Source organism: Catenuloplanes nepalensis (assembly GCF_030811575.1).
Lineage (GTDB): Bacteria > Actinomycetota > Actinomycetes > Mycobacteriales > Micromonosporaceae > Catenuloplanes > Catenuloplanes nepalensis.
Window position 1 is genome coordinate 1,356,647 of sequence record NZ_JAUSRA010000001.1, and the last position, 25,567, is coordinate 1,382,213.

19 protein-coding genes are annotated in these 25,567 nt (G+C 72.2%); 10 read left to right on the forward strand and 9 right to left on the reverse strand.

The window, feature by feature from the left end:
* Window positions 1-36: 36 nt before the first annotated feature.
* Entirely contained in the window at window positions 37-405 is a 369-nt protein-coding gene (locus tag J2S43_RS05695; RefSeq protein ID WP_306827503.1) for a group I truncated hemoglobin, read from the reverse strand.
* A gap of 109 nt (window positions 406-514) precedes the next feature.
* On the reverse strand, window positions 515-1,006 hold the full coding sequence (locus J2S43_RS05700) for a MarR family winged helix-turn-helix transcriptional regulator (protein WP_306827504.1): 492 nt from the start codon (window positions 1,004-1,006) through the stop codon (window positions 515-517).
* A gap of 87 nt (window positions 1,007-1,093) precedes the next feature.
* On the opposite strand from J2S43_RS05700, the gene J2S43_RS05705 reads away from it, so the two are divergent.
* The 3 genes from J2S43_RS05705 to J2S43_RS05715 all read left to right on the forward strand — a co-directional run bounded on the left by J2S43_RS05705 (window position 1,094) and on the right by J2S43_RS05715 (window position 7,391).
* Window positions 1,094-1,672, forward strand: a complete 579-nt coding sequence (locus J2S43_RS05705; RefSeq protein ID WP_306827505.1) for an NADPH-dependent F420 reductase — start codon at window positions 1,094-1,096, stop codon at window positions 1,670-1,672.
* A gap of 159 nt (window positions 1,673-1,831) precedes the next feature.
* Entirely contained in the window at window positions 1,832-6,691 is a 4,860-nt protein-coding gene (locus tag J2S43_RS05710; RefSeq protein WP_306827506.1) for a diguanylate cyclase, read from the forward strand.
* 103 nt (window positions 6,692-6,794) lie between these two features.
* A complete protein-coding gene (locus tag J2S43_RS05715) occupies window positions 6,795-7,391 on the forward strand; it encodes a GNAT family N-acetyltransferase (RefSeq protein WP_306827507.1) in 597 nt (198 codons plus the stop codon).
* On the opposite strand, the gene J2S43_RS05720 is transcribed toward J2S43_RS05715, so the two are convergent.
* Both J2S43_RS05720 and J2S43_RS05725 read right to left on the reverse strand, forming a co-directional pair.
* Window positions 7,381-9,603, reverse strand: coding sequence for a S8 family peptidase (locus J2S43_RS05720; protein WP_306827508.1), 2,223 nt, complete (start codon window positions 9,601-9,603; stop codon window positions 7,381-7,383). The genes J2S43_RS05715 and J2S43_RS05720 overlap by 11 nt on opposite strands.
* A gap of 51 nt (window positions 9,604-9,654) precedes the next feature.
* On the reverse strand, window positions 9,655-11,325 hold the full coding sequence (locus J2S43_RS05725; RefSeq protein WP_306827509.1) for an IS1634 family transposase: 1,671 nt from the start codon (window positions 11,323-11,325) through the stop codon (window positions 9,655-9,657).
* Between the two features lie 245 nt (window positions 11,326-11,570).
* Here J2S43_RS05725 and J2S43_RS05730 point away from each other — a divergent pair, with 245 nt between their 5' ends.
* Both J2S43_RS05730 and J2S43_RS05735 read left to right on the forward strand, forming a co-directional pair.
* Entirely contained in the window at window positions 11,571-12,086 is a 516-nt protein-coding gene (locus J2S43_RS05730) for a SigE family RNA polymerase sigma factor (protein ID WP_306827510.1), read from the forward strand.
* Complete coding sequence (locus tag J2S43_RS05735; RefSeq protein ID WP_306827511.1) at window positions 12,083-13,381, forward strand: hypothetical protein; 1,299 nt, start codon at window positions 12,083-12,085, stop codon at window positions 13,379-13,381. The genes J2S43_RS05730 and J2S43_RS05735 overlap by 4 nt, the downstream gene beginning before the upstream one ends.
* Before the next feature lie 50 nt (window positions 13,382-13,431).
* Here J2S43_RS05735 and J2S43_RS05740 read toward each other — a convergent pair whose 3' ends face one another.
* Both J2S43_RS05740 and J2S43_RS05745 read right to left on the reverse strand, forming a co-directional pair.
* A complete protein-coding gene (locus tag J2S43_RS05740) occupies window positions 13,432-15,468 on the reverse strand; it encodes a cellulase family glycosylhydrolase (protein WP_306827512.1) in 2,037 nt (678 codons plus the stop codon).
* A 76-nt stretch (window positions 15,469-15,544) separates the two neighbouring features.
* Window positions 15,545-16,360, reverse strand: a complete 816-nt coding sequence (locus J2S43_RS05745; protein WP_306827513.1) for a helix-turn-helix domain-containing protein — start codon at window positions 16,358-16,360, stop codon at window positions 15,545-15,547.
* A 128-nt stretch (window positions 16,361-16,488) separates the two neighbouring features.
* Between J2S43_RS05745 and J2S43_RS05750 the strand changes: the two genes are divergently transcribed.
* Window positions 16,489-17,895, forward strand: coding sequence for an aldehyde dehydrogenase family protein (locus J2S43_RS05750; protein ID WP_306827514.1), 1,407 nt, complete (start codon window positions 16,489-16,491; stop codon window positions 17,893-17,895).
* Window positions 17,896-17,901: 6 nt separating this feature from the next.
* On the opposite strand, the gene J2S43_RS05755 is transcribed toward J2S43_RS05750, so the two are convergent.
* Together J2S43_RS05755 and J2S43_RS05760 are read right to left on the reverse strand one after the other, a co-directional pair.
* Window positions 17,902-18,387: a hypothetical protein gene (locus J2S43_RS05755; RefSeq protein WP_306827515.1), complete on the reverse strand. Its 486-nt coding sequence runs from the start codon at window positions 18,385-18,387 to the stop codon at window positions 17,902-17,904.
* A complete protein-coding gene (locus tag J2S43_RS05760; protein WP_306827516.1) occupies window positions 18,320-18,796 on the reverse strand; it encodes an SDR family NAD(P)-dependent oxidoreductase in 477 nt (158 codons plus the stop codon). Before J2S43_RS05760 ends, J2S43_RS05755 begins: the two co-directional genes overlap by 68 nt.
* A gap of 100 nt (window positions 18,797-18,896) precedes the next feature.
* Here J2S43_RS05760 and J2S43_RS05765 point away from each other — a divergent pair, with 100 nt between their 5' ends.
* The 4 genes from J2S43_RS05765 (at window position 18,897) to J2S43_RS05780 (ending at window position 24,497) form a co-directional block, all read left to right on the forward strand.
* A complete protein-coding gene (locus J2S43_RS05765) occupies window positions 18,897-19,613 on the forward strand; it encodes a ThuA domain-containing protein (RefSeq protein WP_306827517.1) in 717 nt (238 codons plus the stop codon).
* On the forward strand, window positions 19,583-20,680 hold the full coding sequence (locus J2S43_RS05770) for a Gfo/Idh/MocA family protein (protein ID WP_306827518.1): 1,098 nt from the start codon (window positions 19,583-19,585) through the stop codon (window positions 20,678-20,680). Before J2S43_RS05765 ends, J2S43_RS05770 begins: the two co-directional genes overlap by 31 nt.
* 1,171 nt (window positions 20,681-21,851) lie before the next feature.
* On the forward strand, window positions 21,852-22,349 hold the full coding sequence (locus J2S43_RS05775; RefSeq protein ID WP_306827519.1) for a VOC family protein: 498 nt from the start codon (window positions 21,852-21,854) through the stop codon (window positions 22,347-22,349).
* A 138-nt stretch (window positions 22,350-22,487) separates the two neighbouring features.
* Window positions 22,488-24,497 carry a glycosyltransferase family 39 protein gene (locus tag J2S43_RS05780; RefSeq protein ID WP_306827520.1) on the forward strand — a complete coding sequence of 670 codons (2,010 nt, stop codon included), beginning with the start codon at window positions 22,488-22,490 and terminating at the stop codon, window positions 24,495-24,497.
* A gap of 368 nt (window positions 24,498-24,865) precedes the next feature.
* Here J2S43_RS05780 and J2S43_RS05785 read toward each other — a convergent pair whose 3' ends face one another.
* Window positions 24,866-25,540 carry a DUF4386 domain-containing protein gene (locus J2S43_RS05785; protein ID WP_306827521.1) on the reverse strand — a complete coding sequence of 225 codons (675 nt, stop codon included), beginning with the start codon at window positions 25,538-25,540 and terminating at the stop codon, window positions 24,866-24,868.
* Between the last annotated feature and the right edge of the window lie 27 nt (window positions 25,541-25,567).

A 25,567-nucleotide genomic window follows, 5' to 3' on the forward strand; every position in this document is an offset into this window, starting at 1 on the left:
ACACCAGCGTGCGTCGCGCGCCGCTCGGTTGCCAGCTCACTCGGTGCTCATCCGATCGTCGACAATGTCGGCACGCAGCGGGGCCAACGCGCCGGCGATCCGCGTGATCTCCTGCGCGGGGACGCCCAGGCCGCTCAGCGTGCCGGCCAGGTGCGCGACCACCGCGTCGAAGGCCGGGCCGGTGATGCCCAGGCCGGCGTGCGCGTCCGACATGGATCGCCCGTGGTACGCGGCGGGGCCGCCGACCGCGGCCGCGATGAACGCGCGCTGGTGCGCCTTGAGCCGGGCCAGGTCGACCCCGGCGAAGTATCCGGCCAGGTCCGGGTCGTTGACGACCCGCCGGTAGAACTCGTCGACGGCGGCCCGCACCGCGGGTTCGCCCCCGATGGACTCGTACAGCGTCATGTCTGTCGATGGTTCATCGAATCGCGCTGCCGAGCAAGAGTGAGAGCCTGTATCGGCGTGGGAGACGGGGCGGCGAGGTCCATGTGCCGCCCCCGCGTCGATGCGGGCTCTAGTCGTCGTAGTGCCGGTGCAGGACGGCGCGGCGGCCGTCCGGGTCGAGGCGGCCGATGATCGCTTCGGCGATCTCGTGCAGCTGGGACATCTGCTCGGGCGTGAGCGCGTCGATCACGTGCCGGCGCACGGTGTCGACGTGGCCGGGTGCGGCCTCCCGGACCTTGGCCCAGCCGGCGTCGGTGAGCCGCGCGTTGGTCGCCCGCTTGTCCTGCGGGCAGGGGAAACGCTCCACCAGGCCGCGGGCCTCGAGGCGCTGCACCACGTGTGAGAGGCGGGCCAGCGTGGCGGCGGTGCGTTCGGCGAGCGCGGTCATCCGGAGCGTGTGGTGCTCGGACTCGGAGAGCATCGCGAGCACGTAGTAGTCGAAGTGGGTGAGCTGTGAGTCGCGGCGGAGCTGTGAGTCGAGGACGCCGGGCAGCAGCTCGATCACGGCGAGCAGCCGCACCCAGGTCGACAGCTGTTCGCGGGTGAGCCAGCGGGTGTCCATGCCCACAATTGTGCCACGGATGGTTGTAGAGACAACTTGAATGTGTAAAGGTTGTACCAACAACCAAGCGCATCAAGGGAGATCGTCATGGCGCACGTCAGCATCATCGGCAGCGGCAACATGGGTCAGGCCGTCTCGGGCCTCGCGGCCAAGGGCGGCAACTCGGTCGAGCTGTTCAACAGCTCGGACGCGGACAAGTCGGTCACCGGTGACATCGTGGTGCTGGCCGTGCCCTACGCGGCGGTCGCCGGCATCGTCGAGGCGCGGCGCGAGCAGCTGGCCGGCAAGGTCGTGGTCGACCTGACCAACCCGATCAACTTCGAGACGTTCGACGGCCTGGTCACCCCGGCCGACGGTTCCGCCGCCGCCGTGATCGCGGCCGCGCTGCCGGAGTCGCGCGTGGTCAAGGCCTTCAACACCAACTTCGGCGGTACGTTGGTGTCCGGCTCGGTCGGCGGCGCCGCGACCACCACCGTGCTGATCGCCGGCGACGACGCGGACGCGAAGGCCGCGGTCTCCGCGCTCGCCCAGGGTGCCGGCCTCAAGGCGGTCGACGCGGGCAGCCTCAAGCGCGCCCGCGAGCTCGAGGCCCTCGCCTTCCTGCAGATCACGCTGGCCGCGGGCGAGAAGATCACCTGGTCCGGCGGCTTCGCGGTCACCAACTGACGCACGGCGTGGCCGGTCCCGGCGGACGCACGGCGTGGCCGGTCCCGGCGGACGCACGGCGTGGCCGGTCCCGGCGGACGCACGGCGTGGCCGGTCCCGGCGGACGCACGACGGGATCGGTCCCGGCTGACGCACGACGGGATCGGTCCCGGCGGACGCATGGCGAGGCCGGTCCTGGTTTCCCTCAACATCGGGGCCGGCCCGCCGATCGGGTCGTCGATGAGCGACGGCGTCGTCTACGACAGCGTGCGCACGAGCATCGTCCGGGACGCCGGCGAGCCGGGCGTGCTGATCAAGGCGCCGCGCGGGCCGCACGGTGCCCGGCGGATCGTGCACGAGCGCGCGGTCCTGGCCCGGCTGGCCGGCGTCCAGGGCGTGCAGCAGCTCGCGCCGGCCGACGGGTGCGAGGACCGGCTGGCACTGATCGATTACGACGCGCCCACGCTCGCGGAGAGCTGCGCGCAGCGGCCGATGGACTCGGACGAGCTGCTGCGCTTCGCGATCGGGCTGGCCGAGACGGTGACCGGCATGCACGCGCGCGGCGTGGTGCACAGGGACCTCAACCCGGCGAGGATTCTGGCCGACGGTGAACCGCGGCGGCCGATCCTGATCGACTTCGGGCTGGCCACCACGGTCGCGGAGGAGCGGCCCGAGTTCACCCACCACTCCGAGATCGAGGGCACGCTGCCGTACCTGGCGCCGGAGCTGACAGGGCGCACCGGCTGGCCGGTCGACCAGCGCGCGGACCTGTACGCGCTCGGCGCCACGCTCTACGAACTGGCGTCCGGCGCGCCGCCGTTCGGCCGGGACGGCGACACGCTCGACCTGATCCGCCAGCACCTCTCCGCCACGCCCGCGCCGCTGACCGGTGTCCCCGCCCAGTTCGCCGCGGTCGTGGCGCGGCTGCTGGAGAAGGAGCCGGGCCGCCGCTATCAGAGCGCCGGGGGCCTGCTGCACGACCTGCGCCGGCTGGCCGCGGAGCCGGACGCCGAGTTTCCGCCCGGTGAACACGACTTCCCGGCGCGGCTGGTCCCGCCCGCGCGGCTGGTCGGCCGGGACGACGAGCTGGAGACGTTGCGCCGGGCGTTCCGGGACGCGGTCGCCGGCCGTACCCGCTGCCTGCTGGTCTCCGGGTCTCCGGGGGTCGGTAAGAGCAGCCTGATCGATCAGCTTCGGCCCACGGTGACCGACGCGGGTGGCTGGTTCGTCTCCGCCAGGTTCGACGCGCTCCGGCGCGGTGCGGACGTCAGCCCGGTCCGGCTCGCGGTCGCCACCATCGCCCGCATGCTGCTCGCCGAGCCGGAGGAGGAGCTGATCGAGGCGCGCTGGCGGCTGCGCGACGCGCTCGGCATCGAGGCCGGCCTGCTCGCGGAGATCGTCCCGGACTTCCGGACCGTGCTCGGCATACCGGCCGGTGAGAGCCCCGGCCACCCGCCCCTGGCCGGAGCGACCACCGAGCCCGCGGACCCGCGCACCGCGACCGCCCGGCTCGCCCGCGTGGGCCTGAAGCTGCTGCAGGTGGTGGCGCGCCCGGACCGGCCGGTGGTGCTGGTGCTCGACGACATCCAGTGGGCCGGGCCGGCGCCGCTGGGCCTGATCGACGAGGTGGTGGGCGCGGACGACCTGACCGGGCTGCTGCTGGTCGGCACGTACCGGGACGCGGAACTGGATGCGGCCCACCCGCTCACCGCGCTGCTGCAGCGCTGGCAGCGGATGCCCGATCCGCCGGTACGGATGGAGCTGGCCAACCTCGGCGACGCGGACGTGGGCGGGCTGCTGGCCGAACTGCTCCGGCTGCCGGCCGTGGACGCGGCCGGGCTCGCCGCCGCGGTGGCCGAGCGCACCGGCGGCAACCCGTTCGACACGGTGGTGCTGGTCAACGCGCTGCGCCGGGAGGGCGTGCTGACGCCCGGCCCGGACGGCTGGCGCTGGGACCCGGACGCGCTGCGCCGGCACATCGGCGACGGTGACGTGCTCGGCCTGCTCGGCGCCCGGATCGCGGCGCTGCCCGATGCCACCGCGGAGCTGGTGGCGGACCTGGCCTGCCTCGGCGGCCACCTCTCCGGCCCGGTGCTGGCCGCGCTGACCGGCGGCGAGCCGGAGACCGTGCTCGGGCCGGCGCTGACGGACGGGCTGCTGGTCGCGGAGGGCGCGGACGGCGTGCGGTTCCGGCACGACCGGGTGCGGCAGGCGGCGTACACCGGGCCGGAACCGGAGGAGCGCCGCGCCCGGCACCTCCGGCTGGCCCGGCGGCTCGCGGACCGGCCCGGATGCGGTGGGGCCGCGGCGGAGCAGTACCAGCTGGCCGCCGCGGACGTCACCGACCCGGCGGAGCGGCGGCGCGCGGTCGAGCTGCTGGTCGCGGCGGCCGGGCAGGCGCGCCTGATCTCGAACTTCGCGGCCACCGAGAAGCTGCTGTCCGCCGCGGCCACGCTGCTGCCGGACCCGGGCGGCGACCTCCGGCTCGCGATCGACACCGAGCGGCACGCCGCGCTCGTCGGGCTGGCGCGGCTGGACGAGGCGGACGCGGCCTACCGCGCGATCACGGCCGTGGCCGCGCCGCTGCGGCTGGCACCGGCCACCACGCTGCAGGTGGGCAGCCTGCTGATGCGCGGCCGGGCGGAGGAGGGGTGCGCGCTCGGCCTCGGCGTGCTGGCCGCGCTCGGCCACCCGGTGCCGGACGTGCCGGCGGACGCGGTGGACGACGGGGCCGACCTGGTGTCCGCGTGGGTGGCGGCCCCGGACGACCTGCCGGAGAACACCGACCCGGGCACGGCCGCGGCCGGGATGCTGATCAATCAGCTGCTGCTGTGCGCGTACATGGGCCGGCCCGGCCTCGTACCGTGGCTGGTCTCCGAGGCGGTCCGGCTGCGCGTGCGGGGCGGCCCGTGCCGCGAGCTGACCGGGCCGATGGCGCACGTCATGTTCCTCACCGTGCTCGCGCGCGACGACTACCGCACCGGCTATCTCGCCGCGCTCCAGGTCCTGACCGAGAGCGAGAGCCGGGGGTACGAACCGGCGACCTCACAGGCCCGCTACCTGTGCGCGATGTCCGCGCTGCCGTGGTTCGAGCCGCTCGAGGAGACGCTCCGCCAGCTCCGCCGCGCCCGGGAGGGCATGCTGGCCGCCGGCGACCAGGGCAACGCGTGCATCGCGTACTGGGTGAGCGTGCCGGTGATGATGGACTGCGGCGGCACGCTCGACGACCTGGCCGCCGAGGTCGACCAGGGGCTCGCGCTGGCCGCCCGCACCGGAAACGACCTGATCAGCGGCGGTCTGGCCGGCTGGCGGGAGATGGTCCGGGTGCTGCGCGGCGCCGAGCCCACCGTCCGTTTCTCCAGGGACGAGAACCTCGCGCGGGTACGGGACGTGCCGATCGCCGCCGCGTACCTGATCTTCACGGAGGCGCTGGTCGCGGCGATCTCCGGCGACGACGACGCGCTGGACCGCACGTCGGTCGAGGACGCGATGTGCGTCGGCGTCGCCACCCCGCTCAGCCTGACCGGCTGCTTCCTGCGCTGCCTCGCACTCGCCGCGCGACTCCGCCGTCCCGGTGCGCTCCATCGCGCGGACCTGCTGGCCGAACTGGACCGGAACCGGCTCTGGCTGGCCGCGCGCGCGGCACAGGGACCGGCGAACATCGCCCACCTGCATCTGTGCGTGGAGGCGGAACGCGCGGCCGTGGACGGCGACTTCGACGGCGCGATCCGCTTCTACGACGAGGCGCTGCAACTGGCCGGGCGCCGGCGTCCGTGGCACCGCGCGTTGATCGCGGAGCGGGCCGGCCGGTACCACCTGGCCGAGGGCCTGCGCTTCGCCGGCGAGCGCCTGATCATGGACGCGTTCCGCTGGTACGGCGAGTGGGGCGCGGCCGGCGTCTGCGCGCGGCTGGCCGCCGAGTTCCCGTTCCTGCGGCACGCCGCCCGCCCGTCCACCGGCAGCACCACGATCACCTCGGACGCGGTCGATCTGCCGGCGGTGCTGCGCGCGTCGCAGGCGCTCAGCTCCACCACCCGGGTCGGCAGGCTGCAGGAGCAGGTCGCCGAGGTGCTGGCCGCGCTGACCGGCGCGACCGGCGTCCGCCTGGTGCTGCGCGACGTGGAGGCCGGCGGCTGGTTCCTGCTCGGCGCGGACGAGGACGTGATCCCGCTCGCCGAGGCGGCCGGGCAGCTGCCGCTGACCGCCATCCGGTACGCGGAGCGCACCGGTGTCCCGCTGCTGATCGGCGACACGTCGGAGGACGACCGGTTCCGCGGTGATGCGTACCTGCGGTCCGTACCCGCGTGCTCGCTCTTGATCGTCCCGATTCTCAGCCGCGGTGAGCCGCGCGGGCTGCTGGTGCTGGAGAGCCGTCACGGGCGCGACGCGTTCGCGGTCACCGGCATCGACGCGGTGCAGCTGATCGCCGGCCAGCTGTCCGTGTCGCTGGACAACGCGCTGCTCTACGCCAGCCTGGAACGCAAGGTCGCGGAACGCACCGAGGCGCTGCGCGCCGCCAACGAACAGCTCGAACTGCTCGCCGTCACCGACCCGCTCACCGGCCTGGCCAATCGCCGCCGCCTCGCCGAGGTGCTGGAGGAGTCCTGGCGCCGCGCGGTTCGCCCGGGCCTGTCGCTGGCCGTGGCGCTCATCGACATCGATCGGTTCAAGCTGTACAACGACTACTACGGCCACCCGGCGGGCGACGAATGCCTGAGCGAGGTCGCCCGCACCCTGCTCCGCGCCGTCCGGGACACCGACACGGTCGCCCGCTTCGGCGGCGAGGAGTTCGCCGCCGTGCTCCCCGGCGCGGACCTTCCGACCGCGGTCGCGGTCGCCGAGCGCATGCGTTCCGCCGTCGAGGCCCTCGACCATCGCCACGAACTCTCCGACCACGGCATCGTCACCGTCAGCGTCGGCGTGGCCGCCGTCATCCCGGACCGCATCGGCCGCCACGAATCCCTGGTCAAACTCGCCGACGAATCCCTCTACGCCGCCAAGGCAGCCGGCCGCAACCGCGTCGTGGCCCACGATCCGTGACCCAGGCGTCGTTCTGACGACGTGAACGACGCCCGGATCACGGCCCGTCCGGCGAGTGGAAAGGGCTGTGAAGCGGAGCCGGGAGCTGGCAGGATCGCAGTCGATGCCAACCGAACTGCGCCCCAGCTACCCGGTCCGCACCGAACGGCTGCTCCTCCGGCCGCTCACCCTGGCGGACACCGACGCGCTCGTCGCGTACCGCAGCATTCCGGATCTCTGTCGTTTCGTGCCGTTCCATCCGCAGAGCCGGGACGAGATCCAGGCCCGGATCAAGGGAGTGTTCGCGAACCACGCGCTGACCGCGGAGGGCCAGAACCTCACGCTCGGCATGGAGGTGGCCGCGACCGGCGAGCTGATCGGCGACGTGATCCTCTTCTATCACAGCCGGCTGCACGCGGGCGGCGAGGTCGGCTGGATCCTCAACCCGGCGCACGGCGGCCACGGCTATGCCACCGAGGCCGCCCGCGCGATGCTCCGGCTCGGCTTCGAGGAGCTGGGCCTGCGCCGGATCATCGCGCGGATCGACGAGCGCAACGTCGCCTCGGCCCGGCTGGCGCGCCGCCTGGGCATGCGTCAGGAGGCGCGCCTGGTCGAGAACGAGTTCTTCAAGGGTGAGTGGACCACGGAGCTGGACTTCGCGATGCTCGCCACCGAATGGTTCGCATCGCACTCCGCCCCTTCGGAGGTCGCTACAGGGTGAGCCTCCAGCCGTCCAGCGTGCCGGGCTCGTTGCCCCAGATGTCGTCCGACACCTGCAGCGTCCACACGCCGTTCGCCTGCTTGCCGGCCAGGTGGGCGATGTGGGTGCGGAACGAGTTCGGCGTGTAGTACGCCTGGTTGATCTGCAGGTCGATCCGCTCACCGTCCGGCGCGACGAGGTAGACGGCCAGGTCCCGCTCCTGCGGGTGCAGGACGCGGACCTCGACGTAGCTGCTGTCGGACGGCGCGCGGTCGCAACCACGGACCGTGATCGGGCTCTGCACCGTCTCCATGTCGGCGAACGAGTGGTCGGTGGTGGAGACGCCGCCGCAGACCGGCACCGGCAGGTTCTCGCCGCCCAGGTTCAGCACCCAGGAGTCGGTGTCGCCGGTGCCGCTCGGCGCGTTGTCGAACACCCACAGCTTCCACACGCCGTTCGCCGGCTCCGCGGACAGGTCGTGGGTGAACGTGTAGTCGATCCCGTCCACGTCGTCGCCGGTCCGGTTGAGCAGGTTGTAGTTCGTGCCGCTCGGCGCGATCAGCCGCACCTCGAGGTCGTCGACGTAGGTGTGCTCGATGTGCACCTCGACCGTGCTGTTCGCGGCCGCGTTCCCGGCGCAGCCGGCGATCGTGATCGGCACCTCGACCGGGTGGTCGCTCTCGAGCGGGACGTTGCTGTCGTTCGCGCCGACGCAGCCGGCCGCGGCCGTGACGGTCAGCTCGAACCAGACCGGGCGGGTCGCGCTCGGGCCGGTGCCGACGACCAGCACGTCGTACGTGCCGGGCGCGGTCTTCGTGGTGGTCGCGATCGTCAGCTCGGTGCTGCCACCGGAGCCGATCGTCGCGGGCGCGAACGTGGCGGTCGCGCCGGCCGGCAGCCCGCGCGCGCTCAGCGTGACCTGCTGTGCCGCGCCGCCGGTGACGGTGCCGGTGATCGTGGCGGTGGTGCTGCCGCCCGCGACCACGTCACCGTCCGCGGGCGTGGCCGCGAGCGAGAAGTCGTTCGCCGGCCGGGTGGAGTCGACGTAGAGCAGCTTGTTCGGTGAGCCGGTGCCGGCGTCGCCGACCACGTTCGGCGTGGCCTCGGCCAGCAGCTCCCGGGCCACCTCCGCCGGCGTGTAGGCCGGGTGGTCGGCCAGGATCAGCGCGGCCGCGCCGGTGACGTGCGGCGCCGCCATCGAGGTGCCGCTCCAGCTGCGGGACGCGGTGTCGCCGCCGATGTTCGCGGAGACGATGTCCACGCCGGGCGCGAACAGGTCCACGCACGCACCGATGTTGGAGAACGGCGCGCGGGTGTCGTCCGGGCCGGTCGCGCCCACGGTGAGCGCCTCCGGCACACCGGCGGGCGAGTGGTCGCACGCGTTCGCGCCGTTGTCGTTGCCGGCCGAGATCACGTAGGTGATGCCGTCCGCGATGGACCGGCTGACCGCCGTGTCCTCGGTGGTGACCTTCTGGGCCGCGTTCATGCTCATGTTCGCCACGGCCGGCGTGCCCGCCTCGTGGTCCGCGGTGACCCAGTCGATGCCCGCGATGACGCCGGCGATCGTGCCGCGGCCCTCGCAGTCGAGCACGCGCACCGCGACCAGCTCGACGTTCTTGGCCACGCCGTACGTGGTGCCGCCGATGGTGCCGGCGACGTGCGTGCCGTGCCCGCGGCAGTCCGTGGCCTCGGCGTCGTTGTCGATGAAGTCCCACCCGGACCGGACCCGGCCGGTGAACTCCGTGTGGGTCAGGTTGATGCCGCCGTCGATGATGTACGCGGTCACCTTCGGGGCGTCGCCGGGGTGGGTGAAGCTGTTGTCGGCCGGCAGCGCGCGCTGGTCGATCCGGTCCAGGCCCCACGACGGCGTGGGCGACTGCACGTCGGAGCCGGTCACCGTGGCGTTCTGGGTCACGGACGCGACCACGGGGTTCGCGGCCAGCCGGCGCGCCGCGCGCTCGGTCAGGTGCGCCTCGAAGCCGCGCACCGCGTGCTGGTACGTGCGGACGACGGTGCCGCCGTGCCGTCCGGTCAGCGTGTCCGCCGTGGTGGGGACCGCGTCCGCGGCCACGGCGGCGTCCTTCAGGAAGACGATGTAGGAGCCGGCGATCGCCTGCGGGCCGCCGGTGCCGAGCACCGTGCCCTCCGGCTCGGCGGCGGTCGCGGGGGCGCTCGCGCCGACGGCCATCAACGTGGCGATCGTGGCCGCGAGGCCTCTTCGTACCGATATCAAGGAATTCCTCCCTGTCTAGGCCTGGACTTCGCACATGGTTGTGGACTGCCGTTATAGCCAGCGTGGTCGGGTGGGGTCGACGTTGAGTAGGGCGAGGAGTTGGGCTTGGAGCCAGCCGGGTTGGGGGATTTTGGGTGGTTGCCGGTTGTGGGCGGGGATGAGTCGTAGGTCGTGCAGGGCGTGGAGGATGAGTCGTGCGGTGGGTCTGACGGCGCGGTTGTCGTAGGCGTAGAAGCCGGTCATGTGGTGGCGGTCTTGTTCGGCGAGGCGGAGGCGGACTTCGCGTTCGATGAGGCTGAAGATGAGCAGGGCCAGGCAGATGATGGTGATCAGGGCGGTGATCCTGCGGTTGGTTTGCAGGAATAGGGGTGCGACGGCGAGGGGTCCTTTGATCGTGGAGTAGCGCTGTTCGACGGTGTTCTGGCCTTTGTAGCGGTGCAGGATTTCGGTGGGGTCGGCGTCGGTGGGGTCGAGGTTGGTCAGGAGTGCGTACCAGCCGTCGGTGGCGGCTTCGGCGTCGATTGCGGTCTGGTCGAAGTGCCAGGCGAAGGTGGGTTTGTCGGTGTTCGGGTCGGTGGTGATGGTGGTGCGCAGGTAGGCGCTGACACGGCGTTTCTTGCTGATCTGGACGGCTTTTGCGGTGACGGCGGTGGTGTCGGGGTGGTGCCGTGTGCCGGCGGTGCGGGTCAGGGTGTCGAGTTCGGTGCGGGCTTTGCCGAGTTTCAGTTGCCGGGCGGCCTCGGCGGCGTTCTGGTTCGCGGTGGAGTGGACCAGGATCCGGCGGATCTGGTGCACCGGGTCGGTTCTGCGGGGGCCGGGCAGGTCCATGACGTCTTCGGTGACCCGGTAGGCGCAGCGCCGGCCGGCTGGCTTGTGGGTGTCTCGCTGGGCGATGTAGTCCACTGTTGTGGTGCTCGCCGGGTCGATACCGGCGAACAAACCGGCCGGGACCCGGGACGCGGCCAGCGGGGCGAGGAACCTGACCCGGGCGTCGGTCATCGCGGTGACGTTGCCGTAAGAGATCAGTTTCGAGTCGCCGACCATCAGGAATTCGGGCGTGGCGGCCAGTTTCTGCAGGGCGTGCATGGCCTCGACGACCTGAGCGACCTCACCGGCGCCGCCGTCGTAGACCTGATGAAACACCGGGACCGCCCCGTCAGCGCTGACCGCGATCCCGGCTTGGATCTGTTTCAGGTCCGGGCGCCGGTCTTTCGGGTGTCCCCAGCCCGGCTGCGGGTATTCGGGATCGCTGTGATCGTAGGCGCCGCAGAGCGAGATCGAGGTCATGTCCCAGTGCAGCCGGGTCACGTCGATACCGAACCTGTCGATCGCCGCCGCGCCGACCGTGCCGACGATGGTGTCCGTGTGCTCGGCGACCGCGTCCAGCGCCCGGCCGAGCCGGTCGTCGCCGAACGCGGACGCGGCGATCCCGTACACCTCCGGGACCGCCCACGCCCGCGCCCAGTCAGCGATCCCGGCCATCGCGGACGGGTTCGTCAGCCGGTTCGCGATCAGGACCTCGATGACCTGACCATGCGTCGCAAGAGCGATATCACGGATCGGGCACAGCCCGTCGATGATCCCGGCGATGTCGATCCGGCGGCAGAAATCCGCGATCACCGGCAACGAACCGAGACGTTTCTCCAGCACCACACCCTCGACCAACTCGGCACGAGGACGCACAGCACTACGACGAGGCACACCCATACCCGTCCAACACATCGATCTTGATCAGAGTGACGGGCATTCACTCCAAAGCATGTGCGAAGTACAGGTCTAGGCAGCATCGTCATGCTAGGGAGTGTTCATCGATATAGACAGTGATGAGATCCACGCGAATCGGTGGGAACCGGATGCCGGGCGGGGGACTCGCGCCGCCGTACCCGCTGAGAGAATTTCGGGGTCGACCTACAACCGGTTTTCGCGAAGGCGTGTCTCTCGTTCGTGACATGTCGACAGGAGCGGACATGAGCGACGGTACGGACGCCGACTACCTCGCGTACGTACACGGGCGGATGGCGACGCTGCGCCGCTGGGCGTACCTGCTCAGTGGCGACACGCACCAGGCGGACGACCTGGTGCAGGAGACGCTGACGACCGTGTACTCGCGATGGCACCGGGTGTCGCGGGCGGACAACATCGACGGGTACGTGCACCGGATCCTCGTGCGCACGTTCCTCAACGAGCGCCGCCGGGGGTGGTGGAAGGTGCGCCTGTTCGGCGACGCCACCCCCGAGCAGCAGTCGGGCTCCGTGAACGTGGAGGAGCGGCAGGTGCTGCGGGCCGCACTGACCCGGATCACCCCGAGTCAGCAGGCCGTGCTGGTGCTGCGGTTCCTCTGCGATCAGAGCGTGGCCGACACGGCGCAGGCCCTCGGCGTGTCCGAGGGCACCGTCAAGTCCCAGACCAAGCACGCCCTGACCGCCATGCGCAGGATCCTCGGCGAGCGGATGCCGAACCTGACCCTGGAGGTTTCGCGATGAACATCGGTAACGAGGAAGAGGAGGCCCGGCGGATGCTGGCGCCACTGGCGGAGGAGCCCTCCGCCGACCCGAAGGTCGACGTGGACGAGACGATGCGCGTGGGGACCCGGCGGCGCCGGACCCGGATGGTGGCGGGCGGAGCCACGTTCGCGGCCGTGCTCGCGGTGACGGCCGGTGTCGGCTTCGCCACGCTGCCGGGCGCCGGTGGCTCGGGCGGCGGGATGCCGTTCGCGGCCGGGCCGTCGGAAGCGCCGGCCCTGCCGGGTGCCGGGTCGTTCGCCCCGGAGGGCAAGGACTGCGTCACCGCCGATTTCGTGTGGCGGGACGTGACGCCGTGGGCCACCGACCGCACCGGCCGGTGGACCCTGGCCATGGCCGGCAAGTACCAGGCGCCGGTCCTGCTGGAGAACGGCAAGCAGGTCGCCGAGCTGTCGATGGACGGCGTCGGCGCCGGCGGTGAGCTGATCCCGGCCCAGGTCAACTCCGCGGGCAGCGTCGCGGCCTGGTCCTACACGGGCGGCGAGGCCTCGAAGGCCTGGGTCTTCAACGGGGGTACGGGCACGCAGCTCAAGGGCACCGACGCACAGGCCACCGCGATCTCCGAGAACGGCGTGCTCGGCGGCAAGGCGAACGAGAAGCCGGTGGTCTGGGCGTCGCCGGCCGCGGAGCCGGCCGCGCTGAAGCTGCCGGAGGGCTACAAGTCCGGCGAGGTCGTGGGCCTCGGCGACGACGGCCGGACCGTGGTCGGCACGATCGGCACCGGCCGGACCACGGAGATCACCTGGAGCGACAGCAGCGGGACCGGCGCGATCTGGGCGTCCGCCGACGCCGCGCCGGAGCTGCTGCCGTTGCCGGAGGGTGCGGAGTGGGTGCGCCCGACCGCGGCGCGTGGCGACTGGGTGGTCGGCCTGGTCTCGGACGGGAGCGCGTTCCGCTACAACATCGCGGAGAAGGAGCTGGACACGCTGCCGGGGCAGATCGTCTGGCCGGTCGCGGTGACCTCGGACGGTGCGGTGGCCGGCACCACGGTGACCGCGCCGATCGTGTTCTCGCGCGGCACCGGCGCGGTGGTGCTGGTCGGCGACGAGGTGCGAACGGTGCGGCCCGGCGACCCGGAGGGTTCGCTCTACACCCTGGGCGGCCTCACCGACGACCTCGAGGTGATCGGTTACATGATGCCGCCGTCGCCGACCGGCGTGCTCCCGCTGCCGTCGAACGGCGTTGCGCCGTCTGCTGAGCCCGAGACGGACGGTGCGACCAGCACCGGCCAGGCGTTCGCCGCCACCTGCAGCTGATCGCGGGCGAGGGTGCGGCGGCGGAGGTTCTCCGCCGCCGCACCGCCGTGTTACGACAGCGTGCCGGTCACCGAGGTGCCCGACCTGGTCACGTAGTAGGTGACCGTGGTGCCGCTCCAGAAGTGGAACGTCAGCGTGACCCGGGCGCCGTCGGTGACCTCGGCGAAGAACTCCGGCTTGAGCACGATGCGGTCGCCGGGGTAGTCCGGCGCGAACGCCACGTCGAACTCCTTGAACGCGGTCCAGTTGTGCGGCCCGGCGAACGAACCGTCCGCGTACTTCGCCTCCATGGTGGCCAGCTGGTCACCGCGGAACTGGGTGGGCACCGCGAACGCGCCGGTGGTGCCGGTCGCGGCGGACAGCAGCGGCGGGTCGTAGGTGATCACGTCGATCCGCCACGGCACGCCGGTGGAGAACCGGGCCTGGAGCGTGGAGTTGATGCCGTAGGCCCGGTCACCGACCAGCCGGGTCACGGTCTCGGCGCTGAGCGTGAGCGTGTTGCCGCTCAACGTGTAGTCGGCGCCGGTCAGCCCTTCGAACGTGGTGCCGTTCAGGTTGAGCGTCAGCGACTCCGCCGTGATCGCGCCGGTCCTCGGCACGTAGATCTGGTCGCTTTCCGCAGTGCCGGACCGGACCGTCCAGCTCGACCTGATCTGCGCGATCAGCTCCGGGTCGGACCACTGGAAACTCGTCCGGCCGAAGTGCTGGCCGTTGTCCCAGAGCATCGTGGTGATCCTCCGCAGCCGCGCGTGGTAGCCGAGGAACTCGAAGAACTTCAGCTTCTCGCCCTGCTGGATCGTGCCGGTGTGCCGGTCGAAGCCGAGCAGCCCGTACTCCCCGATGATCACCGGGATGTTCTTCGACACGAACGCGTTGTGGACCCGGTCGAACGCGTCGATCAGATCCTGCTGTGCGGTCGCGTCGAACCGGGTGCCGCCGGCCACGTTCACGCTGAACGGCCAGTAGCCGTAGAAGTGCACGGTGGCGATCAGGTTCGGGTCGTTCAGCGCGGTGAACGTGGCGGTCAGCTCGTCGATCCGGGCCTGCTCCGCGGACGTGTGCAGGGTGGGCAGCACCAGCAGCCGGGTGGCGTTGCCGCCGCCGGACGCGCGCACGATCCGGTGGAACGACGTGTTCAGCTCGTTGAGCAGCTCCGCGTTCTGCGCGTCGCCGGACGAGCCGGTGAACTGCGGCTCGTTGACGCTCTCGAACGTCAGCCGCGCCGGTGCGTCCCGGAACGCGGCCGCGAGCTGCGTCCAGAGCGCTTCGTAACGGGCGGTCACGTTCGCGCGGTCGGTGGGCATCGTGTTGATCCACTGCCACGAGTCGTGATGAATGTTGATCATCACGTAGAAGCCGTCGTCCAGTGCCCAGCCGACCACCTCCTGCACCCGGGCCAGCCAGGCCGGGTCGATCGTGTAGTCCGGCGCGGCGCCGTGGTGGTTGCTCCAGGTGACCGGGATCCGGATGCTGTTGAAACCCTGCGCGCGTACGTTGTCCAGCAGCGCCTCGGTGACCCGCGGATTGCCCCAGGCGGTCTCGTCCGCGCCGACCGCGTCGAAGCTGTTGCCCAGGTTCCACCCCGGCTGCATCGCCGCGACCGCCTCCATCGCGGTGCCGGCCGGCCGCGGGCTCGTGGTGGGGGTCGGACTCACCGAGCCCGTCGGACTCGTCGTGCCGGTGCAGGTGGTGCCGTTCAGCGCGAACGTGGCCGGGTTCGCGTTGGAGCCGCTCCAGGAGCCGTTGAAGCCGAAGCTCACCGACGCGTTGGTGCCGAGGCCGGCGTTGTAGCTCGCGTTCCGCGCGGTGACCGCCGCGCCGGACTGGGTGACCGTGGCGTTCCAGGCCTGGGTGACCGTCTGGCTCCCCGGGAACGACCAGGTCAGCGTCCAGTCGTTGACCGCGTCCCCGAGGTTGGTGACGGCGACGTTCGCGGTGAACCCACCGTTCCACTGCGACGGCACCGAGTAGGTCACCCGGCACCCGGCCGCGGCCTGCGCGCTGGACGCCACCGCGACTCCGCCGGCCAGCAGCACCGCGGCGGCGCTCACTGTCAAACCGGCTCGCCACCGGCTCCTGATGGTCATGATCGTGCGACTCCTGTCCTCCGGGCGTGGGCGAAAGCCCGGTCAGCCGGAGGCTAAGTTGAGTCGCCAAACTTTGTCAATCGACGTAGATGGTTGTCGGGTGCAGTGCGGCCAGCGCGTCGGCCGATCGGGAGCCGGGCTGCGCGTGCAGGACGAGCACCTCCAGGCCCGGCGCGCCGGCCACGATCAGCTTCTGGGTCTCAAGCTCCAGGTCGCCGGCGTGCGGATGCCGGATCACGATCGTGCCGCTGCCGCCGCGGTGCACGTCGTGGCGGGCCCACAACCGGCGGAACCGCGTGCTCTTCAGCGACAGCTCGCCGATCAGCGCGTGCAGCCGCGGATCGTCGGTGTCCGTGCCGCACAACGCGCGCAGGTGCGCGACCGCGCCCGCGGTGAGAGCCGCCGGTTCCGGACGGTGCAGCGGTTCCGGGCCGCCCAGGAAGATCGCCCGCAGCAGGTTGGCTCCGGGCCGCAGGAACGGTGCCAGTTCGCGGGCGTGCGGGTTCGCGGCCAGCACGTCGCAGTACCGGTTGAACACGACGCACGGCACGTTGAGCGTGCGCACCAGCGTGGCGAGGCCCGGCGGCAGATCCTCGTCGCGCGCCGGCGCGGGCTGCGCGGCCCGGCCGGACAGCGTCATCAGATATTCGGTGCTCTCCTCGTCCAGCTGCAGCACCGAGGCGAGCGCGCCGGCCACCCGGGCGGACGGGCTGCGGTCCCGGCCACGCTCCAGGCGCAGGTAGTAGTCGATGCTGATCCCGGCCAGCATCGCGACCTCCTCGCGGCGCAGGCCGGGCACCCGGCGCAGCCCGTTACCCGGCGGCAGGCCCACCTCGGCCGGCGTCACCAGCTCCCGCCGCGCGCGCAGGAAATCCCCGAGGGCGTTGTCCATGCCGTCCACGGTAGGCCGCGCGGCGTACCGCTGGGATGGCCCTTTTTCTACCCGGATCTTCGCTCCCTGCCGCGCGCCGCGCGATGCCGTGAGGATCGGACCCGTCAATCACAGAGAGGAACGACGGCATGCTGATCGACGGGAAACTGGTGGAGTCCGGCTCGCGCTTCGCCAACATCAGCCCCACGACCGAAGAGATCATCGGGTACGCCGAGGAGGCCACCGCGGAGGACATGGACGCCGCGATCGCCGCCGCCCGCCGCGCGTTCGACGAGACGGACTGGGCCACGGACCACGCGTTCCGCCGCCGCTGCCTCACCCAGCTCGGCGACGCGATCCGGGACGACGTCGAGGAACTGCGGCGCATCGACGTCGCCGAGCTCGGCGTGCTCGTCACCACCACCGGGCTGACCATCGACACGATGCTGCCCAGGATCGCGCAGCTGGCCGAGCTGGCGGAGACCTACGGCTACGAGCAGCCGCTCCCGAACGACGCCGGGATCCTGCGCCGCGAGGCGGTCGGCGTGGTCGCGGCCGTACTCACCTGGAACTGCGGTTTCTACCTGTGGATCGAGAAGGTGCTGCCCGCGCTCGCGGCCGGCAACACGGTCGTGGTCCGCCCGGCACCGGAGACGCCGTGGGGCTCCACGTTCATCGCGCGCCTGATCGCGGAGCGGACCGACATCCCCGCGGGCGTGGTCAACGTGGTGACGTCCAGCAGCCCGGCGCGCGCGGTCCAGCTGACCGAGGACCCGCGGGTGGACATGGTCTCGTTCACCGGCTCGACCGCGGTCGGCCGGCAGGTCATGGCCCAGGCCGCGGGCACAGTCAAGAAGCTCGTGCTCGAACTCGGCGGCAAGTCCGCGAACATCGTGCTCGACGACGGCGATCTCGAAGCGGCCGTCGCCGCCTCGGTCGGCCAGTCCTGCGCGCTCGCCGGCCAGATGTGCGGCATGCTCAGCCGCCTGCTGCTACCCCGCTCCCGCTACGAGGAGGGGATCGCGCTCGCGGCCGCGATGATGCGTGACGTCGAGGTCGGCGACCCGGCCGACCCGGCCACCCGGCAGGGCCCGCAGGTCTCCGCGGCGCACCGGGACCGGATCCTCGGCCTGATCGCGACCGCGCGCGAGGAGGGTGCCCGCGTCGTGGTCGGCGGCGGGGTGCCGGACGTGGCGCGCGGCTTCTACGTCCAGCAGACGCTGCTCGCGGACGTCGACCCGGACTCGACGATCGCGCAGACCGAGGTGTTCGGCCCGGTCGTGTGCGTGATCCCGTACGACGATGACGACGAGGCCGTGCGGATCGCGAACAACAGCATCTACGGGCTGAGCGGCGCGGTCTGGAGTGCGGACCGGGAGCGGGCGCTGACCGTGGCCCGGCGGGTGCGGACCGGCGTTGTCGCGGTCAACGGCGCGCACTACTTCCAGAACGCGCCGCTCGGCGGCTACCGGCAGAGTGGTCTCGGGCGGGAGACCGGGCTGTGGGGCTTCGAGGAGTACCTCGAGGTCAAGGGCATCGGGGTCGCGCCGGCCTGATCCCGGTCAGCGGGACTCGTCCAGGTGCGCGGCCCAGATCGGGCCGGCCTTCTCGTGCGCGTCGACGCCCTGGAAGAACGCCTCCGCCACCTTCTGATAGTCGTCCTGGGACGCGCCGGTCACGGCGAGGAACTTCGGCCGGTGGACCGCGAATCCGTCCGGCGCGTCCTGCGGGCGGTAGGGGATCGCCATGCGCAGCAGGAAACCGTCCGTGTGGCCGGCCGCCTCCACGATCAGCGCGTCGGTCCTGCCGCCCGGCAGGTCGACGAACGCGTCCAGCACCGTCACCGCGTGCACCGCGCCGTGCGAGTTGTCCCGCAGCGCCGCCTGCACCGCCGCCGCACCCACCTGCAGATCGCCGGGGAACCGGTCGAGGCCGCGCTGCCCGTCCGGCTTCTCATAGCCGTACATCGGCACCAGCGTCTCACCGTCGAACACGCTCCACACCGCGTGCGCCGCGAAGTACCCGGCCATCCGGGCGGTCTCCCACATCCCCCCAGCCTGCCATGCCGTGGCCCGCCACCCTCAGCGGATCTCCACGACCGTCCCCGGACGGCCGCCGCGGAGCGAGCTCCAGACCGGTGGCGACGACGGTCTCCGGCGGGATCAGCGGGGGCGTACGCGCGCGGTCGGCCGGTGACATGGCGGCGAGCCTGGCGTGGGCGCGCGGCAGGCCGATCCAGGCGGGGACGACGCAGGTCATCCGGACGCGGTGGCGCTCCCACAGTCCGGCGGAGGCGGCCGTGAAGCGGATCAACGCGGCCTTGGCCGCGGCGTACTCGGGGGAGCCGTACGGCTCGGCGCCGAGCGCGGCGGACGAGGAGACGTTCAGGATCGCGCCGCCGCCGAGGCGCTCCAGCCCGCCACCGGCGCCGGTGACGATCGCGATTCGTTCGGTCATGCGTCTCTCCCTACCCCGGCGCGGGCCGGAGAAGCCGGGAAGACCGCAGAAGCCGGAAAGAGCGGTGCGGTACCGGGCGGCGGGACGGAGAATGGCGGTCATGAATGATCGGCGTGTGAGGGCACTGGTGGTGCGGGGTGGCTGGGAGGGGCATCGGCCGGTCGAGGCGACCGGCCTGTTCCTGCCGTTCCTGGAGGCCGGCGGCTATGAGGTGCGGGTCACCGGGGACACCGCGGTCTACGCGGACGCGGACGAGATGGCGCGCACGGACCTGATCGTGCAGTGCGTGACCATGTCCGAGATCAAGGCGGACGAGGTGAAGGGGCTGCGGGCGGCGGTCGCGGCCGGGACCGGGTTCACCGGATGGCACGGCGGCATCGCGGACTCGTTCCGGGCGTCGTCGGACTACCTGCAACTGGTCGGCGGCCAGTTCGCGACGCACCCGAGCCTGCCGCCGGAGGCCTGCGCGGGCGGTCCGGAGGACAACTTCCTTCCGCACACGATCGAGCTCACCACGCTCGGCCGGGAGCACCCGATCACGGCGGGGCTGGACGACTTCGCGCTGACCACCGAGCAGTACTGGGTGCTGCACGACGACCTCAGCGACGTGCTGGCGACCACCACGCACCCGGCGCCGGAATGGCATCCGTGGCACCGGCCGGTCACCTCACCGGCGGTGTGGACGCGGCTCTGGGGCGCCGGCCGGATCGTGGTGTCGACCCCGGGACACAGCCTGGACGTGCTGGAACACCCGAGCGTACGGACGATCATCGAGAGGGGCATGGTGTGGGCGACCCGCACGGCATCGGCATCGTAGGCACCGGATTCATCTCCCGCGCCTACCTGGACACGCTGGCCGGGCACCCGGCTGCCCGGATCACCGCGGTCGCCGACCTGGACCCGGACCGGGCCGCCGCGGTCGCGGCCGAGTTGCCCGGCGCCCGCGCGCTGACCGTGGACGCGCTGCTGGACAGCCCGGACGTGGACACCGTGCTGAACCTCACGATCCCGGCCGCGCACGCGGAGATCGCGCTGCGGGCGGTGACCGCGGGCAAGCGCGTCTACGGCGAGAAACCGCTGGCCGCGACGTTCGAGGAGGCGGCACACGTGGTCGCGGAGGCGGCCCGCGCGGACGTGCTCCTCGGCTGCGCGCCGGACACCGTGCTCGGCACCGGCACCCAGACCGCGCGCGCCGCGATCGACGCCGGCACGATCGGCCGGCCGTTGTCCGCGCTGGCCGTGATGGTGACGCCGGGCCACGAGCGCTGGCACCCGAACCCGGACTTCTACTACGCGCCCGGCGGCGGGCCGCTGCTCGACATGGGCCCGTACTACCTGTCCGCGCTGGTCCACCTGCTCGGCCCGATCCGCGCGGTGACCGGCGCCGGGGCGCGGCTGCGCGGCGAGCGGACGATCGGGTCCGGCACGCGCGCGGGTGAACGCATCCCGGTCGGCGTGGACACGCACGTCACGGGCGTCCTGGAGCACGCGGGCGGCGCACTCTCGACGATCACCACCAGCTTCGACGGCGTCCGCACCAGCGCGGCCCCGATCGAGGTGCACGGCGAATCCGGCACGCTGATCGTCCCGGACCCGAACACGTTCGCCGGCGACGTCCGCCTCTTCCCGCTCGGCGGCGACGCCTGGCAGACACTCCCACCCTCGGCCGGCTACGCCGACTCCGCCCGCGGCATCGGCCTGCTCGACATGATCACCACCGACGCCCCCGAGCCGCGCGCCGGCGGCACCCTGGCGCTGCACGTCCTGGAGGCGATGACCGCGCTGCTCCGCTCCGCCACCGACGGTCACCGCATCACCCTGACCACGACCACCGGCCGTCCCTCCCCGGTCCCGCTCACCCCACCGGAAACCTGGCGACGCTGACACCGAGCGACACGTCAGGCCACCTGCTTCAGGGCCTGACGTGTCACCGGCCACCAAATCCACGTCCACATTCGTTTCCCGCTTCCGGCGTGGCTGAGTTCCCAGTGCTCCCGCGGGCACCGGTCGTCGCTGGCGCTCCTCCCTGCCGGTCCCGGCGTGTCGCGGCCCGCATCGGGGCAGGCAATCCACGCGCGCCCAGCCCGCCGGGCCGGCGAGCATCGCCACAGCGAACTCACCCCCGTCGGCCCTGCCCACGCCGGATTGGCGTGTGTCGCGGGCCTTCGCGGGCGTCAGGTCGGTAGACCGGCACGCCCGGCAGCCTGCGGGTCTGACCGGCAGTTCGGGTCTTCTGCCGGTGCGGCGTGCGAAGTTCGGGTCATCCGCCGGTCCGGCGTGCGGGGTTCGGGTCTTCTGTCGGTGCGGCGTGCGGGGTTCGGGTCTTCTGTCGGTGCGGCGTGCGGGGTTCGGGTCATCCGGCGGTCCGGCGTGCGGAGTTCGGGTCATCCGCCGGTCCGGCGTGCGAAGCCCGGGTCGCCCGCCGGCCCGGCGCACGCGGTTGGCTACACGGGCACTCCGTGCCCGAAATCTCACCATAAAAGGGAAGACCTTCCGCCTCGCCACCCCGATACGGCCTCGGCAGGCAGGCGACAGCGCCTGAGTGATCAATCAGTGGAGCAAAAGATAGGTCAACATCGCTAGTTGACCTATCTTTTGCTCCACTGATTGATCACTCAGGGTCGATGGGTGGCGTTGTGTGCGGGTGGATGCCACGAGCGGGTCGGGATAAGGGGGAAATTTCGGGCCAGGAGCGCCCGGCTCGCATGGTGATCGTGGTTGTCTGGTGCGCGGCGGCTCTGGGTGATGATCTGGGCGGTGGGCGGGCTCGGCGGTGGTCGCTCGCGGCCGGTCGGCAGACGTGCGGGCGGCCGGGGATCTCTTCACTGAGCGATGTTGAATTGACTGCTCTCCGGGGATCTTCTGTCTCGACGCGGCTGGTTGAGCCGGGTGTGTCTCCGCGGGCTGGCGGCGCGGGATGTACCGCTCTTTCTTGAGTTGAGTGAGCGGCATCGGACCGGTGCCCGCGGGAGCATGCCCAGACCGACCACGCCGGAAGTGGGAAAAGCGGGTTTTAGGTCAGGAACTGACCGGGATGGTGGGCAGGGTGGTGGGCATGACCGACACCATGCTGCTGGCGGCGGGGGATGTGCCTGAGGGCGGCGCCGTGCTGAATCCGTTCGTGATCGTCGACGGCGCGGCGGGGTTGATCGAGTTCGTGTGTGCGGTGTTCGGGGTGGAGGAGGCCGTGGAGGCGCGGACGCCGATGCCGGACGGGAAGCTGATCCATGCGCAGGTGCGGCTGGGGACGGTCGATCTGATGGTCGCCGACCGGCTCGACGGGTGGCCGGCGCGGGCCGGGCTGCTGCAGGTGTGGGTGCGGGACGCGGGTGCGGTGTTGGAGCGGGCGGGCGCGCGTGGTGCGACCACGGTGACCGAGCCGGTGCCGTTCTACGGACAGACGACGCTGGCACGGATGCTCGATCCGTGGGGGAACCTGTGGTGGCTGTGGTCGCCGGCGCCCGGGCAGCCGGATCCGGTGCCGGCGTGGGAGGGTGGCGACGACGTCGTGTTCGCCACGATCGACGCGGCGCTGCGCGGGCTCGCGTCCTGATCTCGTCGCCCTCCGGGGTCGCGTGTGACCAGCGCGAACGACGTCGGAGGGCGCACGGTCGATGACGTGTGGTGACCTGGTCGGCCCTCCTGCGGAACTCTGACAAAACGGCGTTATCATCTGCCGATCGTGCGCATAATGGCTCTCCTCGTCGTCGTTCTCGGCTCGGCCGCCCGGATCGTCCGCTGGCTGGCGGACCAACCGTTGTGGCTGGACGAGCAGATGATCGCTATCAACATCCGGGATCGTGGATTCGCGGGTCTCGCCACCGACCTCGCCCACGACCAGAGCGCGCCGATCGGCTGGCTCTGGTCGCAGCGGCTGGTGCACCTCACGCTCGGCGACAGTGGTCTGGCGTTGCGGCTCGTCCCGCTGCTCTTCGGCGTCGGCACGCTGGTGCTGGCCTACTGGGCCGGGCGTCGCCTGCTCGGCCCGGCCGGCACGCTCGTGCTGGTCACGCTGCTCGCGGTGAACGGGTCCCTGATGCGGTACTCGACCGAGCTCAAGCAGTACTCCGCGGACGCGTTCACGGTGCTCCTGCTGCTGGCCCTGGCCGTTTTCGCGTTCCGCCGGCCGGCGCTGGGCTCCTGGGCGCTGAGCTTCTGGGGCGCGGCCGCGGTCAGCGGGCTGTTCAGCACCGCCGCGATCATGGCGACGCCCGGGATCGCGCTGGTCGTGCTGGTGGTCGCGGTGCGCGAGACCGGCTGGATCGCGACCGTGCGGCGGCATCTGGCCGGCATCGCGCTGTGGACGGTGTCGGTCGGCGCGCATTACGTGCTCGCGCTGCGGTACGCGATCGGCGACGACACGCTGGCCGCGCTCAACGCGCGGCTCGGCTTCCCGCCGGAGGGACTGGTGCCGACCGCGCGCTGGCTGCTGGCCCGGCCGGTCACGCTGGCCGGCGACCCGATCGGCGTGCCGTGGTGGCTGGCCGTCGTCTTCTGGCTGCTGGCTCTCGCCGGCGCGATCGCCGCAGCTCTCCTTCCGCACCGGTCCGCCGTCGAGCAGACCGCCGGCGTCGGCGCCGGGTCGGCCACCGGCGAGTCTGGCCCGTCGGTCGGCATGCCCGGTGCGGCTGCGGGCGCGTCCGATGAGGCTGCGGGCGTGTCTGGTCCGGGTGCTGGTGTGTCCGGTGCGGCTGCGGGCGCGTCCGGTGCGGGTGCTGGTGTGTCCGGTGCGGCTGCGGGCGGGTCCGATGAGGCTGCGGGCGTGTCTGGTCCGGCTGCGGGCGCGTCCGATGAGGCTGCGGGCGCGTCCGGTGCGGGTGCTGGTGTGTCCGGTGTGGCTGCGGGCGCGTCCGATGAGGCCGCGGGTGTGTCCGGTGCGGCTGCGGGCGTGTCTGGATCGGGTGCGGAGCTGTCCGGGTCCGGTGATGGGGTGTCCGGATCGGACGGTCGCGTGGAGGGGTGGCGGCGCGGGTCGCGGTGGGTGCTGGGGCTGGTGCTGGCGGCGCCGGTGGTGAGCGCGTTCGGTGCGGCGGCCGTGCATGCGGTGCCGCTCTACGGGCGGTTCGCGGTGCAGCTGCTGCCGCCGCTGTTCCTCGCGGTCGCGATCGCCGCCGACGTGATCGCGGCGTGGCTGCTGGGCGCGGTCGCCTCCCGTGTCACCCCGCGCCGGTCGGCCGTCGCGGCTCGCGGGCTCGTCGCCACCGCCGGAGCGGTCGTGCTCGCCGCGCTCGCGGTCTTCGCCGTCGCACCGGCCGCGGTCGCGGCGGCCCGGCCGGCCCCGCTCACCAACGGTGTCGACGACCGTGCCGCGGTCGCCGCGCTCGTCGCCGCGCATCGGCCCGGCGACCTCGTCGTGGTCACGCCGTCGTCGTGGCCGGCGGTCGAGTGGTACGCGGGAGCGACCACGCTCGACCCGGTCCTGCTGCTGCACACCACGTGCATGCGCTCCGGACCGGTCCTGGAACAGGTCGCGCCCGACTACTCGCGGGTGCTGGTCTACCTCGGGATGCAGGCCGGTGGCACGCCGGGCGAGGCGAAGGTGGCCACCATGCTCGCCCGGCACGGCACCGTCACCGGGCCGGAGAAGTTCGGCGCGGGCGCGCTCTACACGCTCACGCTCGGCCCGGCGGGCCCGAGCCCGGCCGGCGCGGTCCCGCTGGCCAAGAACGACTGCCTGAAGGTCATCGCCACGAACGGCTGAGCCGGTTCCCTTCGGCTGGGCTGGCTTGCTCCGGCTGAGCCGGTTTGTTTCGGCTGGGCTGGCTTGCTTCGGCTGGGCTGGCTTGTTTCGGCTGGGCTGGCTTGCTCCGGCTGAGCCGGTTTGTTTCGGCTGGGCTGGCTTGCTCCGGCTGAGCTGGCTTGCTCCGGCTGAGCCGGTTTGTTTCGGCTGGGCTGGCTTGCTTCGGCTGGGCGGGCCTGCTCCGGCTGAGCCGGCTTGCTCCGGGTCGAGCTGGCTGGTCCCTGCATGTTCGGCAGGGCCGGCCGCGTTTGCCTGGGTCCCGCACGTTCGGATGGCCGGTCACGTTCGGCCAGGCCGGTCGTGACCGGCTGGGCCGGGTCGGGGTGTTCTCAGGTGGCGGGGACGTCTCGGCCGGTGGTGGAGGGGCGCACGCCGCGGAACAGCAGGTAGAGGATCATCCAGAACTCGCCGAGTGAGGCTGGGACGGCGAGCAGGTCGGTGACCAGCGGCGCGCCGGCCAGCAGGTAGGGCGTGAACGCGCTCAGCACGTAGAGCGGCCCGCCCGCGATCAGGATCCAGCCGAGCGGCGTGGGCATCCGGCCGGAGCGCAGCACGCAGACGCCCATCGGGATCAGCCACAGCCCGAAGAAGATCGAGCCGGCCGTCCACAGGTTGCCGGCCAGCAGGTAGCACGCCTGCACAAGCGCGGCGGCGTCGCCGAACGGCTCCGCGGCGATCTGGTGGGCGGTGCCGAGCGCGGCCGCGCTGCCCATCACCGCGACGCCGTTGATCAGGCCGAACGCGGCGATGCAGCCGGCCGCGAACGCGTCGGTGTCCCGGAAGAGCCGGAAGAACCAGACCGCACAGAGCGCCTGGGAGAGTACGACCAGGAGCTCCAGCGCGATGCCGGTGCGGGCCAGGCCCGGGTCCGCGGTGAGCCGGGCGAGCGTGCCGGCGGGGTCGCCGTCGGCGAACAGTAGCGGTCGGACGGTGAGGAAGCCGAGGCCGCCGGCGACGGCGAGGGCGAGGTAGAAGAGGCCGGTGAGACGGGCGGTGGCGCGCATTCGCGACTCCTGAAGGATGAGAACCTT

Coding starts and splice junctions, on each gene's coding strand:
- J2S43_RS05695 (WP_306827503.1), bottom strand. CDS start 405: ATGACGCTGTACGAGTCCATCGGGGGCGAACCCGCGGTGCGGGCCGCC.
- J2S43_RS05700 (WP_306827504.1), bottom strand. CDS start 1,006: ATGGACACCCGCTGGCTCACCCGCGAACAGCTGTCGACCTGGGTGCGG.
- J2S43_RS05705 (WP_306827505.1), top strand. CDS start 1,094: ATGGCGCACGTCAGCATCATCGGCAGCGGCAACATGGGTCAGGCCGTC.
- J2S43_RS05710 (WP_306827506.1), top strand. CDS start 1,832: ATGGCGAGGCCGGTCCTGGTTTCCCTCAACATCGGGGCCGGCCCGCCG.
- J2S43_RS05715 (WP_306827507.1), top strand. CDS start 6,795: ATGCCAACCGAACTGCGCCCCAGCTACCCGGTCCGCACCGAACGGCTG.
- J2S43_RS05725 (WP_306827509.1), bottom strand. CDS start 11,325: ATGTGTTGGACGGGTATGGGTGTGCCTCGTCGTAGTGCTGTGCGTCCT.
- J2S43_RS05730 (WP_306827510.1), top strand. CDS start 11,571: ATGAGCGACGGTACGGACGCCGACTACCTCGCGTACGTACACGGGCGG.
- J2S43_RS05735 (WP_306827511.1), top strand. CDS start 12,083: ATGAACATCGGTAACGAGGAAGAGGAGGCCCGGCGGATGCTGGCGCCA.
- J2S43_RS05740 (WP_306827512.1), bottom strand. CDS start 15,468: ATGACCATCAGGAGCCGGTGGCGAGCCGGTTTGACAGTGAGCGCCGCC.
- J2S43_RS05745 (WP_306827513.1), bottom strand. CDS start 16,360: ATGGACAACGCCCTCGGGGATTTCCTGCGCGCGCGGCGGGAGCTGGTG.
- J2S43_RS05750 (WP_306827514.1), top strand. CDS start 16,489: ATGCTGATCGACGGGAAACTGGTGGAGTCCGGCTCGCGCTTCGCCAAC.
- J2S43_RS05755 (WP_306827515.1), bottom strand. CDS start 18,387: ATGTGGGAGACCGCCCGGATGGCCGGGTACTTCGCGGCGCACGCGGTG.
- J2S43_RS05760 (WP_306827516.1), bottom strand. CDS start 18,796: ATGACCGAACGAATCGCGATCGTCACCGGCGCCGGTGGCGGGCTGGAG.
- J2S43_RS05765 (WP_306827517.1), top strand. CDS start 18,897: ATGAATGATCGGCGTGTGAGGGCACTGGTGGTGCGGGGTGGCTGGGAG.
- J2S43_RS05775 (WP_306827519.1), top strand. CDS start 21,852: ATGACCGACACCATGCTGCTGGCGGCGGGGGATGTGCCTGAGGGCGGC.
- J2S43_RS05780 (WP_306827520.1), top strand. CDS start 22,488: ATGGCTCTCCTCGTCGTCGTTCTCGGCTCGGCCGCCCGGATCGTCCGC.
- J2S43_RS05785 (WP_306827521.1), bottom strand. CDS start 25,540: ATGCGCGCCACCGCCCGTCTCACCGGCCTCTTCTACCTCGCCCTCGCC.